Source organism: Flavihumibacter rivuli, from assembly GCF_018595685.2.
GTDB lineage: Bacteria > Bacteroidota > Bacteroidia > Chitinophagales > Chitinophagaceae > Flavihumibacter > Flavihumibacter rivuli.
In genome coordinates, this window is sequence record NZ_CP092334.1 from 617,648 (window position 1) to 631,639 (window position 13,992).

A 13,992-nucleotide genomic window follows, 5' to 3' on the forward strand; every position below is an offset into this window, starting at 1 on the left:
CTGAGAGTAGTCTTATGCAAACATAGAAGTAGGATATCCGGGTTTCACCACATGGATTCCTCCAGTTCCTTGCAATCCCTTTTTACGCCGGACCTGTAACAGTGGTTGGCGTCCCTGGCATCCCTTGTCCTGAATTTGATGGTGAAGCTTTTGGCATCTGCGCCCGGAAGGATCTCGCCCAGGTAATACACATTTGACTTGTCCTTGGCGTAAAGGGCATTCAGGATGGACAAGCTTTCCCGGTCGACATATCCCAGTTTTTTCCCTTTATAGTAATACGCGTTCTTGTCGCACTGCCAGCCCCAGTCCAGGATCTTAAATGTCCGGGCGTCGGCACCGATGAGCAGGGAGTCGTAGTAATAGACTTTATTATCAACGATCCTGAAATCTTCCTGCATCCCAAGATAAACTTGCTTTTTCCGGTTGATTTCGGCCTTCCTGCTTTTGTACTGGTCAATGGTTTCCTGGAGGAAGAGATAGGCAGCTGCCGTCCCGATGGCCAAAAGGAATGCAGCCGGCAGGATGGCGCCAAGGAACCTGTTTTTCCGGAGAAGCCTGATGTTGAAATAGGCGATCGCCATTAAATACAAGGGATAGGCATTAATGGCGAAGAAGGCCAGGTAAACAGGCAGGTAGTCTTCCCGGGGTTGATCAAACAGGAATATGCTCAGGAAGAATACAAAAGGCCAGGCCAGGATGGGCAGCAGGATGACCGTATTCAATAACCTGAGACCATGGGGAAGGTCCTTCGGGAACAATTGTTGAACGAAACGATTGGCCATGGACTAATTTAATGTAAAATGGCTAATCGTAAAGGGGGAATGATATGGGGGCATGCATCCCTAGTCAACCTATGATACAATGACCGTCAAATTTGATGATGCCATTTTGCTGTTGGTTAATGATTGATTCTTCATTTTCTTTTTTTCTTCTTGGGGATGATTGCTGTTGCTTCAATTTCAATCAATAGGTCATCCCTGACCAATTTACTCACTTGCACCAGTGTACTTGTTGGCGGGTTTTGCTGGTTAAAGAACCTGCTCCTTATTTCCCTCATGGTCTGCACCTGGCTTACATCGATCATGTAAATGCCAATCCTGACTATATCGTCCATTGTCCCGCCACTTTCTTGTACAATATTCTTCAGGTTTTTGAAAACCTGTTCAGTCTGTTCGGCCAGGTTGCCTTTGCCTATTAAATTCCCTTTGTTGTCCAGTGCAATTTGCCCTGAGATCATAACCATTTTGCAGTTGCCCAGATCTATCTCCGCAGTATGGGAATATCCTGTTGGCTTGGATACCGAGCTAGGGTTGTAAAATTTTACCAGTGAACTGTCTGCCTGTAAAAATCCTGCCAGGGAAATAAACAATAAAAAGAAGGGATAGATTGATTTCATGGTTCTTACAGTTTATTTATTCATCGATTCAAGTTCTGCCAATTTTTTTCTTGATGGGATGTTTTCTTTCAGGGCAAGGGCCTTGTTCAATTGTTCAATGGCTTTTTCCCTATCACCCATGGCGATGAGGTAATCTGCGTAAGAATCATAGGCGTTAAAGCTTTCCGGATAATTATCAATATTGAGCCTGAACAGGTCAGCCGATTTTTTATAGTGCTTTTGTTTCAGGAATTCATAGCCAAGGAAATTGATCTCTGCTTCGTCTGGTTTGATGGTATAGCCCATTTTCTTCGAAAGGTAGGCGAAGTGGTTTTTGTATTTATCCGCTAGCGCTACAGTAGAGTCTGTATAGTCTTTGGCGGAAAATTTAAGCGGGAAATACTGGAAGAAAAAGCGTAAGGCGTCATATTCGGTTATGAAGGGGACTGATCCATGCGAATCATCGGGATAGTATTTGCTGCGGAACTGTAAACCGTTTTGCTTATTCTTTTCAAAGGCGGATTGTAAGGCTAAGATGGAGCGGATATGTCTCGAATCAATGGAAGTGTCCTTTTGTACCTTTTTAAGGTCCATTCCGTCTTCCATCGTATTGGCTATGCCCAGGTATAGGGATTTTCCTTCAAACTTCTTTTCTGCCAAAGCCTTTTGCGATTGTTTCAGCAATGTTTGCTTATCCCACCACATGCTGGGGTCAATGCAGATATAGGAATTGAACAGTTCGGTATGGTGGATAAAGGCTTGCATCACCGTTAAGCCGCCAAAGGAATGACCGATCAGCATTTTATAGGGAGCCGTGGGATACTTGGCTTCGATGTGTGGCATCAATTCCTTTTCTATAAAGGCGATGAAGTTCTCGCCACCCCCTGAAGTTTTGGAAGAAAGGCTGTCCATATAGGGCGGGTCGGCCTCAACATGGGTAGGCGTGAGGTCCCTGGTCCGGTCGGTGTTTAAAATGGCCACTACGATCATTTTGGGACATAAGTTATTGCCGCCGGTACTCAATTGTTCGATCATGCCTGCCACTGAGGAGAAATGACCTTCCCCATCCAGTAAATAGACAACAGGGTAGCGCTGCGGACTAAAGATGCTATTTGGATTGGAGTTGGGGGTGTAAACCCATAATTTCCTCTGTTCGCCCAATATTTTTGATTGAACACTATCTGTTTTGCCTATAACTATATTCTGATTGTTTTCTACCCCTTGCGCTATATTGGCCTTAGCGATCAAACTGATGGCGAATACTAATATTGCTTTTTTCATTCTATAATGTACTGATTTTTACCTGTTCATTTTAGGTTTTTACTCGATGGATGAATGGTTAGGATTTGGGGTAGGGGCTTGGACTGTTTCTGAATGCCTTCATGTGGCTAGTTCCATTGAAAGGAAAAGGCAGGGGTGGTTTATGTCCCTAAATAGGGTATATTGGTCTCCTGCCCTTACCATAAAATTAACCAATATGAATTTACCTGCCTTTCCCAATGGTTTTGAATCCTGGCAAAAGACGCATTTCGAGGTGGTGGAAGTATTGTGTTATATCCGCAGTCTCGAAGAAGGTGATCAGCCTAAGAGCTTTACTGAAATGATCGATCAGTCTGCTACCGAAGAAATGTATCGACTGGCACTTGAGTTGACCAATACCTTTGAGGAACAAACAAAGGGTAGGAAAAGGGAACGATTCCTTTTTGATGAGATCGAGGATTTTGTCTGGGCCGAATTGAGAAACCGTTAATGAATTAGGTGAACGGTAGCACGGGGAAGGGGTAGTTCCCTAAATCCTGAATATTGATATTGGGTAATAGACTAGTTGGATATAGAAGCTTTTATGAATGAGGGGGCTGGATAATAGGTGATGTCAGTTTGCATATATAGTTCTGCAGCCTCTATCCATTTTATCATGGCTCTATTGAAAAGGTAAGTTTTCCTTATTCTTCAATTACTTCTTATCAATTGCTTTTATTACCCTGCATGGGTTACCTGCCGCGAATACATCTGATGGGATGTCCCTGGTTACCACGCTGCCCGCGCCAATAACAGCCCTGTCGCCGATGCTTACTCCCGGACAGATGACCGCACTGCCGCCGATCCAGACATCGTTCCCGATGGTGATCGGTTTGGCATATTCCAGGCCGCTGGCCCTTTCCTGGTAGTCCATGGGGTGCATGGCGGTATAGACCTGGACATTAGGGCCGATTAAGGTCCGGCTTCCAATGCTTACCGGTGCTACATCCAATACCACGCAATTGAAGTTGAAAAAGACCTTGTCCCCAAGTTTGATATTGAAACCATAATCGCAATAGAAGGGCGGTTGCAGCCAAAGGTCGGTCCCTGCGTCTGGCATCAACTCCTTGAGTAAACGCATCCGTTCTTCGGTTTGGTCTTCCCTGGTGTCGTTCAGGTCCTTCAACAAGCGCCTTGCCTTCAGCCGTAAGTCTGAGAGTTCTGCGTCCAGGGGGTTATACAATTCACCCGCCAGCATTTTATCCTTTTCTGTTTTCATGAACTTAATTGAACTTGGTTGCTTAAGGAAGACCATTCAATAGGGCTGGAATAAAATATGTATTCTCGCTTTCTGATGTTTGGAAAGTGGGCTAGATACTCTTTATTTTCTTTTTAAGCTTTTTTGCCAGTTGGATGGAGTGGTCGAGTGAGTTCTTGTCCTTCCAGTCGCTATGGGATATGATAATGTATTCGGGGTCCGGGCATTTGGCCTTCACCTGTCGAAGGGTGGTTTCGTAGGCGAAAGTGTTGGCATCCCCCAGGTAGCCCAGGTCTTTTGCAGTTGATCCCTTGATCAGGCAGCCGCCGTACAGGATGCGCTCTTTGCCAAACCATATCACAATATTATCTGCGGTATGGCCTTCGCCGGGATAATAGGTTTCAAAGGAGTACTGCCCGGTATGGAAGGTCGTATCCTTCGACATTAAAAATTCAGCCCTTTTCTTATTGTTCTTTTTACTGCATTCATCGGTGAGGATCGTGGTATAGGTTTTAATGCCTTGCTGCCTGTAGTATTCAAGTCCTTCTGTCCTGTCGCTATGCCAGTGCGTGGCAATGCACAGGGTTACTTTTTGCTGGTGTTTGGTTTGGATGCTGTCTAGTAAGGGCTGGAATTGGGTGGTGTCCCATGGTGTGTCGAACAATACTGCCCCATCATCAGTGAGCAGGTACATCCCGTTGGCGGGTATTTGCTCCCCCTGGTAAGTGCTATAGGTGGTGTAGATGTAAAAATCGCCTTTCAGGTGGGATATCTTTAATGGCTTTGCTTCCTGCTGGGCAAAGGCCGTGAACTGGGAAATGGTGAAGAGCAGGATGGTGAGGATGATTTGCATCTGGTTTAATTTCTATCCGTTTGGGTATCCTTAAATAAAAATCTAAGGTGCTGGCTGTCCCGGCTGGAGTATTCAAAAATAGCGGTTAATGCTGGTTAGTTGGCTGGTAAATGTTGTATCCAGCTTGATTCCTTATTTCCTGGTTTATTGTTTTGAATATCTTAACACCACCCCACCTGTCTCAAGTGGCTGGGTGGAAAGGAGGGATAGGCTTTTGACTCCGGCTCCCTTCCTGAAAAGGGGGTGCCCATTGCCTAACAGGACCGGAACAATGCAAATGCGGTATTCGTCAAACAGGTCATCATGGATAAATGTCTCGGAAAGATTAGCGCTGCCAAAAACAAACAGGTCCTTTTCCGATCCGGCTTTCAGTTTCCTGATCTCCGCACTGGCATTTTCACTGATGAGGGTGGAATTGTTCCAATCGGCCGATTGCAATGTCTTGGAGCATACGAGTTTGGGGATGCTATTCATCAGGTCGGCAATTTCACCTGTCTCTTTTGTCCAATAGTCGGCCATGCCTTCATAAGTCTTTCGGCCAAATACAAGATAGGCTGCTGCATGGAGTTGCCTGATGCTGAGTTGTTCGAGTTCAGTCCCCCAAACAGTTTGGTGAAAGCTCAGGTCCCAAGGCTGGGTTCCTTCAAAATAGCCGTCAAGCGTCATTAGGTTCCACATGATCAGTTTTGCCATCGTTAAGATTTTAGTGGTTAGCTAGATTGGATTACCCTGCAATCATCCGTATTGCAGTGGATGTTGGATAGTCCGGTATTGGCTACCCGCGCTAGGAATGGCTTTGCCCGATATCCTTCTACTCAGTGACTAAACCTCGTACTATTGCTGGGATAGGTCATTGCTTTCCCAATTGTTCCATCAGGCCGTCCCTGTCAACTACTTCCCATTGTTCCGCTATTTTCCCGTCTTTCAGTCGGTAAAAGAACATTTGTTGGTAGCGGACCTTCTTCAGTCCTGCTGGCAGACCGAACAATTCGCTTTTTGCTAAGCCTGTAGCGGTTGTATTTACGGCTACCATGTCTTCTTCTGCCAGGATATGGTCAATGGTATAATGAACATCAGGTATAGCGGAAAAGAGCCATCTTAAAGTGGCGTTATGACTGGTATCCTGGCTGCTTTGTGTCGTCTTTCCGTCCATCGTGTGCCAGGTATAATCTGGTTGAAAAAAATTTCCCTTACGGTCAAGGTTGTGGGCATTGATGACTACCTCAAAGTATTTATTGATCATCTGTTTGTTTTGGTTGGAAAGCTTGGTCGCCTGCCCGAAAGCGGTGGAATGAAAATAGACGAGTAGTACAATGATGCTAAACCTGGAAAACAGGGGGATTGAATAGGTATACATATTCGGCTGTTTAGGTTGTCATTCGGGAAGGGTGGCCGGATAACAGTTCACAATAGCAATGGCCTGGTGAAGGTGGGTTAGGTTGGATTCCAGCTGCCATTTACCTTTTTTGATCCTGATTGCTATTCAAGTTAAGGTATTTTACGGGAAGAAGCGCTGGAGGATACGTCTGCCCTGTTTCCTGCAAGGCATAAGATGTCCTGCTCATTTTAGGGTGACAAAATCTTTGTCTGATTTTCACCTGAGTTTTTAAATGATGGATGCAGATGGTTTCAAGGGAGAATGGCTAGTTGTATTCTGGATAGTACTAAAGCCAGCACAATTGTTGATTGTGGAGCAATCGCCGAAGCTACTGGCTATATTAGGATCGCTTTATCAGGTGCTTTCCCGGGACAAAATTTATCTGGAATTACCCCATTCTGAAAGCGGCTAGCCCCAGCAATGGAAGTATGGCCTGAACTGTTGAAGGGTAGGTGGCAGCATGTTTATTGACATTTCTTATCCAATTTAAAAACCTCTGCCCTTTTCTGGCCTTCTTCCTCACTCAGTTGTTCACAATAGAAACTTCCCTTTGCGAAGGCCTTGGTGGCAATGTTAACGGAGATGTAGTAGGTTTTCCCGGATTCCAGGTTGACGGTGAGGTCTGTTTCGGGACTGGGTTTCAGCTTGCCCTTATACTGTGCATGGAATTTATATTCCCCCGGCGCTACCTCATGGACGGAATACTTTCCATTTCCCAGTTTGCATAATAGGGTGGAGTCCAGGTAGGTGAAATAGGGCACATACTGGTCCGGGCCGACAGACCTCAACAGGTATACGGTGGCTTTATCGCTTTGGGCCTGTAACTGGCAATAGGTGGTGATCATCAGGAACAGTACGATATGCCATTTTTTCATTGTCTCTTTTGTTTTGACTAAAGTTATTAAATGAAATTATGGGAAGAATTAATATGAGGAGATATTTTAATGGGGTGTAGTTCAGTCGGGATGGTATTAAGCTTTACCCGGTTTGGTAGACAGGTAAAATGGATGCCAGATTCCTGAGCAGGCTTTCTGTTTGTTTGACTGATTGTTTTAAATGCAATAGAAAAAGTTATCAAAACTGGTATTGATCTTGCATCCCCTGATCGGCACATCAAGGTGTTTCTCCTTTTCATGACAACCATTCTTTAAAGCCCCCAACCTTTTTTTGTAAGATGGGCTTTGCAGCTCGGACAAAATCCTGTTTCTGCTGCAGTTGGGTTCCCGCCTTCGGCATCGCGCATGTAGCAAGTGCTGACAGGACAGTGGTGAAGTCCCTGGGTGTGCCCGATTTCATGAATGGCTACCTTAAAGAATTGCTGCTGCTTTTGTCCGGGATTTAGCCTGTAGGAAGAAGCTATGCATGCTTTGCCAGGACGATAGCCCAGTCCCATTACGCCCCAGTCATGGATCTCCCCCTTGGTGGTACTGATATCCCTGCCCGTGAGTCCAATGGTTACGGATTTTCCGGGTGTACGATCCCTTAAGTACCTGATGAGGGAGTCCGCGCGATACCTGTTCCTGGTTCGGTTAAAGGCATCATCAGGAAGGGGTATGGGGGCTTTTAATTGGAGCTGGGGATATACTTTTCTGAATTCGGTATATACGTATTCATAATCTTTTTTATCCATGTCGTTGAAGGGCTGGATAATGACGGTTAATGGACCAGAAGGTTCTTTTCGCCTTTCAGTGCAGCCTGATATTATCAGGATGAATAGGATATGAGGTATTGCTAGCTTCAAGGTTAAATTGAAATGTCGGTTTAATGCTCAGCTTAATAAGGGTTACAAATGATTCTGCCAGTAGAAAATAAATGTTGTCCAAAAACTAGAAAACCTGCTTAAGATGGATGATATTGCCTTTTCTTGCCTTTCGCCAATCCCATCAGGATGTTCATCAGGTAGGTTAATTGGCCCAAGACCAGGATGGCTGTTGTAATGAGTATGACCTTTTTCAATGTTTCCTGAAGCCTGTAGTGGTTGAGGTATCCTTTAGCATTATATACGCTTGATAGCGTAACACTACTTTCAGTTGATTCGGATAAGAAATAGGAGAATACCAATATGATAACTGAACAGGATGCCGTAAGTAATATATGGATCCAGTTGAGTGTCTTTGAAAAGAGGAGATTATGGGTAAGTAGGTAAAGCATCCAACAAAAGATCAGCAGGAAGGATGATGCCCAGGCGATGTGATGTAATGATACTATGTAATAAGCATCGTTAAGGTATATGTCCAAATACTTATCAAAGAATATAATTCCAGCCAGGAAAAGTAGAATGGCTATTGCTAACAGAATGCTATATGGTCTTTTTATTATTAGCATCATACTTTAATTATTCCTATTCAATAACCCCAACTCTATGAAAGGGGGTGATTTTCCATTCGGAATTGGGTATACAGAGTGGTAAAGGAAGCTATAAACTGGCCAGCTTAATTCCATTAGGGTTAGTCCAGCCCGTTTTTGGTCTTTTGCTGAAATCGTTTGGTGGCGATCATTTCATTCAGGGTGTATAGGTTTATATCAAGGAAACTGGCTGTGATATGGATAGGTGATCCGGATATTTTATGGTTCATCCGCATGGCCAACCTTTTGAGGAAATTGGATTCCCTTTCCAGGTATTTTTCAGGTTTTTTAACGAACACCACCAGGGTGGTAAAATTACCGTTCTGGGTATATTGGATCTTTTTGATCTCATTCCAGCCGATGAAGCCTACGGATATGCCGCTTGCATTATCGATCATGCCTTCATCTGTAATGGTCATCCCTGCCTTATTACTGAATATTTTCATTAGCATCACCAGGGCAACCAGGCCAAAGAACAAGAGGGCGGAAAGTCCAATGACAAAGAATATGACCTGGCTGATCAGTTGGTTTTTGACCCTAAGGGCTAAGTTGATCATCCAGATCCCTGTCAGGGAAAATGCCAGTGCCCCCAGTAAGAGCGGCAACATCTTTTTCTTGTTCAATGGGATCTCTACCTGTTCGTTCATTTTTCTATGGTTTAGGGTGTTCTTTAGGGAATGCTTGATGGCGGAGAAGGTTGATGTTTTTGTATATGGAATGGTGTAAGACCAGAGCCTAGTAAAGGAATGGTCCCCAGGTGTAAAAGGGGAGGGGTTATGGTTCCTTCCCGGTATTTTGTACGGGGTTGGTTTTGAGTTTTTCTTTGGCAATAATAAGGTCAATGAATGCATTCACCCGTTCCTCTTTCAGTGCGGCATATTTTTTCCTGTCCTGGTTGACTTCCGCCGCTATTTCGTATTTCATTTGCTGGTAGGTTGCCCTGGCCCATTCATTGGCTCGCAAATGGTCCCTGGACAGGAGGTGCCTTTCCAGTGCGGGGCTATGGATGGGACAAACATAAAGATGATGCATGATGCTGTCCAATACCTCATTTTTTATTGCCCCGCTTCTTTTAAAGACCTCGCGGTCTTCAATACCCTGGTTCCCGTTATGGTAATAGCCGATTTTCTCCAGCCCCGATCTGATCCGGCTGAAAGCTGCAGGGTTCGGATAGATGATGTCGATGTCGATGATTGGTTTGGCGTCCAGGTTGGGAACGGAGGTGCTTCCGACATGTTCGATGCTGCATTCAAGACCGGATAAGCCTTTCTCCAGCTCGGCTTTGATATCGGTAAAATCCCTAACCCATTGGGAGGAGTATTTCTGGATGAGCATGCTTTTCTGATTGATACCAGGGGTTAATCCATTTTTAAAATGTTGGTGTAAAATAATCCATTCTGGGTTCACCATTGTTGAAATTGTCAAGCATTTCATTATGATTTATCCGTATACTGGTGCGCTACATGCTGTAGGTTTATAGGATCAATTGTACAAGTGGAAAGGAGGTCGATTGCTATTAGGGTAGCTTGTAATACGTTTTATGGGTTGTGCTAAATTCAATGCTCCGGAATGAAACAGCCCTTTGCCATTTGTATTATCCCTTTGTTACACTGTTTTCTTTTTTGGGTTAGATAGTGTTATTTATCGTTAGTATAAACGGGGATTAGCCTATTGGGCTATTGTTTTACAAATTCCACCCTTCGGTTAAGCGCCTTGTTGGAAGGTGTATCATTGGAAGCAACTGGTTGTGTTTCCCCTTTCCCTTCCGTTTCAATGCGGCTGGCATCAATGGTAAAGGTTTTCACCAGTTCGTTCTTTACAGCAGCAGCCCTGCGTTTGGACAGATCCAGGTTGGCGGCGTCGTTGCCATCCGAATCGGTATGGCCAATTATCTTGATTTTTACATCAGGATTTTCATTGAGCACATCGGCAATGCCTTTGAGGGTGCCATAGGATTCTGGTTTGACCACATCCTTATTCACATCAAAGTAGATGCCATAGGACACTAATTTTCCTTCGGTAATGAGTTTGCTGCGCATATCAGGGGCGCCTATGGCAATTCTTACGTTGCTGATCATGGCTGCCCCGTATTCAAACCGGAGGCGATCCGGTTTTACACAACCGGTGGGGAAGGCTTTAGGTAGATCAATGATCTTATGCTGATCCTGGTAAAGCCGGAGCCTTGATTTCTGTACCCAGATGGCAATATGATACTTCTGGTTGATCTTTTCTTTCAGGTTTTCATCATTAACATATCCACTCATGTTGGCCTTGGAACACTCATCGCCATACAGCCAGGTGCTGTATCCCGGGCGCCCAAAATATTCTACGTGCAGTTTAAATCCGCCGTTTCCAGGTGCAGAGCCGCCATCCCAGGCCTTTGCATTCTTGGCCTGCATGAGCCTTAGCTGCCAGCCCGACATGCCCGCCCCTTCCAGTCCGCCCAGCGGTACAATATCAAACTCTATGGTATAGTTGTCTGGTAATTTCAACAAGTCATCTGTCCATACACATTCATGCATCACAAACTTCATCCATTTTCCGGGATAAAGGTTAGTGGTCACCACTTCTGCTGAACCATTTGTATTCCACGCAGCAGGAAAATCGCCGACAGCATCCTGGCTGAAATCATCAAAGAACAAAACTTTCTCCCCTGGCACAAAATCAAATTTGGAATAGGATTCTAATGTAGGTTCACCACTGGAGGATGGACGAACCACCGTATCTTCGGCAGCTTGAGTCTCTTTTTGAGACTGCTCTTTGGGGTTTTTCTTACCAGTAAGAACAGTGTCTACCGCCTTTTCCGCTTCCTTATTGATGACCTCGTTGGTTTTCTTGGTTGCTTTCTTTTCAAGTACTTTCTTGGGATTGATGATTTGTGCTCCTGCCGGGTTTGCCGATAATAACAATAGGGCAACCGTGGTTGTCATCAAAAGGGCTTTCATGACTTTTAGTTTTAATAAAAGTACTGAAGAGCCCCGGGTGCATTCCTTGACGTGCATCACAAACTGGGCTGATTCCGGTCATATCAGTCCCTTATTCATTTCAAATACGGCGGGTAATGTATATGGTTAGTTTCTTCAATTTCGCCCAACGGTTTTGAGTATTTATTTCGGATGGGAATTGGGTAACAAAGATGAAGATTTGCCCTTGTTCCAATTTGACTTTAAAACCTGATTTAGTGATCAGGTGTTTTGCCTAAGTTAAATTTACCCTTTGTTGGCGGGATCGAATTCCACCATCCATTCAATGCCATATTTGTCCCGGAACATCCCGAAATAGGTCCCCCAGGGGCTGTCAGCAATCGGCATTTCAGTCTGGCCTCCCGCCGACAGGCCATTGAATAGTTTGTCGGCTTCTGCTTTGCTTTCTGCCCTGACCACAATTTTGCTCCTGTTCTCGTTCTCATTGGTTCGTCCCAGGATTTCAGGTACATCATTGGCCATTAAAATACTATTGCCAATTGGTAAGGCAATGTGCATGATCTTATTGGCTTCATGAGCTGCCACCGGAAATGCTTCACTGGCCAGGTCCTTGAAACGGACGAGTTTTGAAAACTCACCGCCGAATACCGACTTGTAAAAATGGAAGGCTTCTTCGGCATTGCCGTTGAAATTAACATGAGGGTTGATACTTGCCATTTGCTGAGTTTGATGGTTAAATTACAATTTATGCTATTATGATGCCGGCCTGGTTAATGGCCCTGATTCTGGCAGTTGCCTTGTATTTAATGTATTGGTTGCAGCTTCCTTTCGAATCAGCAGTGGAGAGGGTATGGTATCTCCTTCCCGGATGCCTGTAGTGCATGGTTAGCTTCCTCCCTGGATTTATTCAGTCCGGGATGTTATTGATGAATGAATTGAACTGCCCTGTTCCTTACTTTCTTACTAATACCGGAGGGGTGGGTTGGACAGAATTGTTTTTTATAGGTTTAATGGTTTTGAGGTAGGCAAATATGGCCTTCAACTCATCATCAGTCATGTGTTTAACCGGCATCATTGACATGGGTGGCATGAGTGGTCTTCCCCCGGGAAGCCCTTTACTGACGCTATTTTTTAACGCAAAAAGGAATTGTTCTTCCTTCCAATAGCCTAATCCTGTTGCATCTGGTGTAAGATTGGCTGAATAAGAAATGCCCCAGGGACCTATCCAGGCGGTAAAATCTGCGGTAACGACCAATCCTTTGCTTTCCATGGCTTTCCTGTCCACTTCTGGTGCGGGTAGCTTTTCAGGATGCCCCGATAACAGTAAGGTGCTGTCATCAACTGGACCCATAGGTGTCATTTTCTTGGGGGTGTGGCAGTCATTGCAACCTCCAATAGTTACGAGGTGTTCTCCCCATTCGGCTTGGGATGCATACCCTCCGTAAAGCGGTTTTTCTGCCTCGGTAGTGGCGGTGGTTACTGGTTCATTAGTCTTATTGTTGGAACATTGGGTAAAGCAGGTCGCGGTAAATACCAGGCCTGCGATAAGGGGAATGTAAGTCTTACGCATGATGGGGTGGTTTTATTTTTAGGGTCAATTGTTTATCTAAACCAGAAAAGGGGGTAAGACTAATTGTCGTTGGTTCATTGAGTCAAACAACCTGAAAATAAACCGGGGCAACATTCACGGATAACTTGTTTTCGGGGAGGGGAGAAATGATTAAGGAAGGATGGCTGTTTCTAAGTAAAAGCTAAGCAATTTCAGCCAATAATCTGCAGGAAAATTTACGGATCGGGAAATTAGACTTTTTTTAGCAACCATTGATCCGACCTAAAAGACCTAAAGGTGTTCTGCCTTTTCAGTAGTCGGGTCATTCAAGTGGCCGAAAACCATTCGCAAAATTTTATCCAGAAGGGATATTTGTAAAAATTCAGTACGGAAAAATGGTAGCCGATCAATAGGAGCAAGGCAAATGGAAATACGTTCCAACGCTTATGGGATCGCCAGTCCCAAATAGATAAACCAATAAGTAGTATATCTGCCAATGTAAAGCCAAATACAGGCGCAACAGGTTCGCCACCTATATTGGGAACGTAGTTTAGCCAGGAAGGAAAATAGATAAAGATTATTCTGTCCGTAATTGGCGTAAACATTGGGAATGCTGTGCATAGCATATATCTGGCATGAATGGCTCCTTTTCTCCGATTGTAAATAGCCAGTCCATATAGGATCACAAATATCACCAGGGCATTGAGCACTAATGCCACTGCATAGAAATTTGTATTGGTCAATGCTGTAGTTTGAGATAACCTGTATTTAAGAAGGTCAAGGGAGGTCAATAGGATAAGTGGGACAAGGAGGTAAGAGAGTTTTCCGATCTTTCTATGGATGTTGACTTTTTTAGCCCGGATCAGGTAGGGCTGAACGATTAGCATAAGGCACCACAAGATCAACGTGACCCCATGAAGGTGCATTCTGTAATTTTCCTGGTGGAATAGTTTTGTGAAATAGGTGGTCCAAAAGGCCCAAAGCATCAATATAAAAAATACTATAAAGTAGAGGTAGCTCTTTTGAAATAGTGATTTTTCAAGTTTTATTTTATTTTCCATAACCTTCTT

The 13,992-nt window shown here is 44.4% G+C and carries 17 protein-coding genes; 1 reads left to right on the forward strand and 16 read right to left on the reverse strand.

Annotated elements, in window-relative coordinates; all coding sequences use genetic code 11:
* Positions 1-44: 44 nt before the first annotated feature.
* The 3 genes from KJS94_RS02680 to KJS94_RS02690 form a co-directional block, all read right to left on the reverse strand.
* The gene (locus tag KJS94_RS02680) at positions 45-782 is read right to left on the reverse strand and encodes a DKNYY domain-containing protein (RefSeq protein ID WP_214447207.1); all 738 of its coding nucleotides are present in this window, start codon (positions 780-782) and stop codon (positions 45-47) included.
* A gap of 131 nt (positions 783-913) precedes the next feature.
* On the reverse strand, positions 914-1,396 hold the full coding sequence (locus KJS94_RS02685; RefSeq protein WP_214447208.1) for a RidA family protein: 483 nt from the start codon (positions 1,394-1,396) through the stop codon (positions 914-916).
* 12 nt (positions 1,397-1,408) lie between these two features.
* Complete coding sequence (locus KJS94_RS02690) at positions 1,409-2,656, reverse strand: alpha/beta hydrolase-fold protein (RefSeq protein ID WP_214447209.1); 1,248 nt, start codon at positions 2,654-2,656, stop codon at positions 1,409-1,411.
* A gap of 196 nt (positions 2,657-2,852) precedes the next feature.
* Between KJS94_RS02690 and KJS94_RS02695 the strand changes: the two genes are divergently transcribed.
* A complete protein-coding gene (locus tag KJS94_RS02695) occupies positions 2,853-3,125 on the forward strand; it encodes a hypothetical protein (protein ID WP_214447210.1) in 273 nt (90 codons plus the stop codon).
* Positions 3,126-3,329: 204 nt separating this feature from the next.
* Here the strand turns inward: KJS94_RS02695 and KJS94_RS02700 are convergent, their stop codons facing one another.
* From KJS94_RS02700 to KJS94_RS02760, 13 genes are all read right to left on the reverse strand, one after another.
* On the reverse strand, positions 3,330-3,893 hold the full coding sequence (locus KJS94_RS02700; protein WP_214447211.1) for a sugar O-acetyltransferase: 564 nt from the start codon (positions 3,891-3,893) through the stop codon (positions 3,330-3,332).
* A gap of 91 nt (positions 3,894-3,984) precedes the next feature.
* Positions 3,985-4,725 (reverse strand): BlaB/IND/MUS family subclass B1 metallo-beta-lactamase, encoded by a 741-nt coding sequence (gene bla / locus KJS94_RS02705; RefSeq protein WP_214447212.1) that lies wholly within the window; start codon positions 4,723-4,725, stop codon positions 3,985-3,987.
* Positions 4,726-4,869: 144 nt separating this feature from the next.
* Positions 4,870-5,418 (reverse strand): dihydrofolate reductase family protein, encoded by a 549-nt coding sequence (locus tag KJS94_RS02710; RefSeq protein ID WP_214447213.1) that lies wholly within the window; start codon positions 5,416-5,418, stop codon positions 4,870-4,872.
* A 157-nt stretch (positions 5,419-5,575) separates the two neighbouring features.
* Positions 5,576-6,082 carry an ester cyclase gene (locus tag KJS94_RS02715; RefSeq protein WP_214447214.1) on the reverse strand — a complete coding sequence of 169 codons (507 nt, stop codon included), beginning with the start codon at positions 6,080-6,082 and terminating at the stop codon, positions 5,576-5,578.
* Between the two features lie 485 nt (positions 6,083-6,567).
* Positions 6,568-6,978 carry a DUF2846 domain-containing protein gene (locus KJS94_RS02720; protein WP_214447215.1) on the reverse strand — a complete coding sequence of 137 codons (411 nt, stop codon included), beginning with the start codon at positions 6,976-6,978 and terminating at the stop codon, positions 6,568-6,570.
* Positions 6,979-7,250: 272 nt separating this feature from the next.
* Positions 7,251-7,733 carry a matrixin family metalloprotease gene (locus KJS94_RS02725; RefSeq protein ID WP_214447216.1) on the reverse strand — a complete coding sequence of 161 codons (483 nt, stop codon included), beginning with the start codon at positions 7,731-7,733 and terminating at the stop codon, positions 7,251-7,253.
* Positions 7,734-7,942: 209 nt separating this feature from the next.
* On the reverse strand, positions 7,943-8,431 hold the full coding sequence (locus KJS94_RS02730; RefSeq protein WP_214447217.1) for a hypothetical protein: 489 nt from the start codon (positions 8,429-8,431) through the stop codon (positions 7,943-7,945).
* Positions 8,432-8,550: 119 nt separating this feature from the next.
* Positions 8,551-9,096, reverse strand: coding sequence for an STM3941 family protein (locus KJS94_RS02735; protein WP_214447218.1), 546 nt, complete (start codon positions 9,094-9,096; stop codon positions 8,551-8,553).
* Positions 9,097-9,223: 127 nt separating this feature from the next.
* The gene (locus tag KJS94_RS02740; protein ID WP_214447219.1) at positions 9,224-9,784 is read right to left on the reverse strand and encodes a GrpB family protein; all 561 of its coding nucleotides are present in this window, start codon (positions 9,782-9,784) and stop codon (positions 9,224-9,226) included.
* 341 nt (positions 9,785-10,125) lie between these two features.
* The gene (locus KJS94_RS02745) at positions 10,126-11,394 is read right to left on the reverse strand and encodes an OmpA family protein (RefSeq protein WP_214447220.1); all 1,269 of its coding nucleotides are present in this window, start codon (positions 11,392-11,394) and stop codon (positions 10,126-10,128) included.
* Between the two features lie 264 nt (positions 11,395-11,658).
* A complete protein-coding gene (locus KJS94_RS02750; RefSeq protein ID WP_214447221.1) occupies positions 11,659-12,090 on the reverse strand; it encodes a VOC family protein in 432 nt (143 codons plus the stop codon).
* 235 nt (positions 12,091-12,325) lie between these two features.
* Positions 12,326-12,943: a c-type cytochrome gene (locus KJS94_RS02755; RefSeq protein WP_214447222.1), complete on the reverse strand. Its 618-nt coding sequence runs from the start codon at positions 12,941-12,943 to the stop codon at positions 12,326-12,328.
* Positions 12,944-13,248: 305 nt separating this feature from the next.
* Positions 13,249-13,983, reverse strand: coding sequence for a hypothetical protein (locus tag KJS94_RS02760; RefSeq protein WP_214447223.1), 735 nt, complete (start codon positions 13,981-13,983; stop codon positions 13,249-13,251).
* Between the last annotated feature and the right edge of the window lie 9 nt (positions 13,984-13,992).